The sequence below is a fragment of the Methylobacterium sp. Leaf111 genome, assembly GCF_001423285.1.
Lineage (GTDB): Bacteria > Pseudomonadota > Alphaproteobacteria > Rhizobiales > Beijerinckiaceae > Methylobacterium.
In genome coordinates this window covers 1-1,283 of record NZ_LMNE01000071.1, presented here as the reverse complement: position 1 = coordinate 1,283, position 1,283 = coordinate 1, and the positions used below count along the sequence as shown (strand labels likewise).

The window sequence follows — 1,283 nt, the reverse complement described above, 5'->3', positions numbered from 1 at the left end:
GATCACTGCTGCGATGCCTGGAACAAGATCATCGCCTAACCCTGGCGCCTCATGTCCATCGGATTGCGCCGATGGGCCCATGCGTTCTGATCAGTGAGGATTGGTATAACAGCAGCCGGACGCGCAATGCAGGCCCAGCCAAACGAACCCCCTGTGGACATTCGCCTGACCGAGGCGGAAACGATCGCACTTGCCTATCATCGCGCGGCGCGGGGCGACGCCTGGGCCGCCCTCGTCCAGGTCATCGCGGATGCTCTTGCCGATCTGGACGAGGCTGAACGACAGACCGCGCAGCAGCGCCGCCTCATCTCGCGGGGCTACATCCGCGACGGCGCGATCAGCCCAGGCGCTGGCCGATGAAGCTGCTTCAGATCGCGGAGCTTCCGCCCTACAGCGCCGGCACGGTCCGCATCCCGATCCAGGGTGCCGCGCTTTGCGCGGGCTTCCCATCGCCGGCCGACGACTTCCTCGAGGGCTCCCTGGAGCTCCCCCGCTGGCTCGCACCCAACCCGCCGGCGACCTTCGCCTGGAACATCTCGGGCGATTCCATGCGCGGGGCCGGCATCTTCGACCGGGATCTGGCGGTGGCCGATCGCAGCCTCAAGCCCGGAAATGGCAGCGTCGTCGTGGCGATCGTCGACGGCACCATGAGCCTGAAGCGCCTCGTCATCGAGGGCAACGTCGCGCGCCTCGCCTTCAACAACCCCGACCTGCCGGCCTTCGCGGTCGAGGATCTGATCGAAGGCGAGATCTGGGGTGTGGTGCGTTTCTCGATCCGCTGGCACGTGGCACGCGCGGGGTTGGTGCGATGAGCCGGGCGATCGCGCTGATCGACGGCAACAGCTTCTACTGCTCGTGCGAACGGGTGTTCGATCCCAAACTCGCCCGGGTGCCGGTGATTGTGCCCTCGAACAACGATGGCTTCTGTAATCGGGCTCTCTCCGTCAAGCCTTGTTTTGTGCCTCTTCGTCTCGCGAAAGTGGGCGCGAAGTTCAATTTTTACCTGTCTGACGGCCCATACAGAGACATAGTAAAACTGTTATATCTAATACGCTTTCCTGGCTGATGATACGCCCTCTTTGCATAGAGCGGAGTTCTAGGATCTCCTCCATCGCGCACTACGAAAAAGTCGACCATTATCAGTCGCCGGGAGCCTTTCCGCTTCCAACGTCGTAGGACTAGTGGTGCGAGTCTAACATTTGGTGCCCGCGCTTTGCGGCCTGGATGATGCGATCCGGGTCGGCAGTCCAGACGAAGGGCTTTGGGTCGCCGTTGCTCTCAGC

General features: G+C 62.7%; 2 protein-coding genes. Both read left to right on the top strand.

What is annotated here, in order from left to right:
- Positions 1-126 precede the first annotated feature (126 nt).
- Positions 127-360: a hypothetical protein gene (locus ASF41_RS21435; RefSeq protein ID WP_056496875.1), complete on the top strand. Its 234-nt coding sequence runs from the start codon at positions 127-129 to the stop codon at positions 358-360.
- Positions 357-812, top strand: a complete 456-nt coding sequence (locus ASF41_RS21430; protein WP_056496872.1) for a LexA family transcriptional regulator — start codon at positions 357-359, stop codon at positions 810-812. Before ASF41_RS21435 ends, ASF41_RS21430 begins: the two co-directional genes overlap by 4 nt.
- Positions 813-1,283 lie beyond the last annotated feature (471 nt).